Raw genomic sequence first — 533 nt, 5'->3', positions numbered from 1 at the left:
TTCATTATACAGCCTACACGCCGCTATAAAACACCAATACTCCCATATAAAAACATAATACAAATGTAAAAAACAATAGCTTATCAATGATTGAATAAAGTTTTATCTCTACGCTATTCCTTGAGAAAAATCAGAGAATAAAGCACGTTAACAAACGCGATTTATGCAAAATCTACTTGTTTATCTTTGATATCGTCAACCAATAAACGCGGATCACGAGCAAGCCAAAGCGTAACCATACCCTCCTCACTGTTTTCATTTTGTATAGGAGTAAGACAAACCGTTTGTTCTAGAACAAGTCCCGCATTTTTAAGCCATTGTTCTATTTGTAAAGCCGAAAATCCAAGACGCATATGCGCTTGATCGGAATATGAAGGCTCAATTTCATGATAACCAAAATCCACAATCAATAAACGGCCATGAGGACGCAAAACTCTTGATATTTCATGAAGAAATATTTCAGGATTTTCAAGAAAATGTAAAACCCAATGAAGAATAACTAAATCAAAAGTTGTATCTCCAACAGACAAGTG

Annotated in this window: 1 protein-coding gene; it reads right to left on the bottom strand. The window is 34.7% G+C overall.

All coding sequences use genetic code 11. From position 1 onward, the window contains the following. Positions 1 to 161 precede the first annotated feature (161 nt). On the bottom strand, positions 162 to 533 hold a 372-nt coding region (locus ACFIL3_RS11195; protein WP_375682314.1), incomplete at its 5' end, for a class I SAM-dependent methyltransferase.

The organism is Bartonella sp. CE47NXGY (genome assembly GCF_042195415.1).
Taxonomy (GTDB): Bacteria; Pseudomonadota; Alphaproteobacteria; order Rhizobiales; family Rhizobiaceae; genus Bartonella.
The sequence above is the reverse complement of the archived record's forward strand: the minus strand, read 5'-3'. Positions and strand labels throughout refer to the sequence as shown.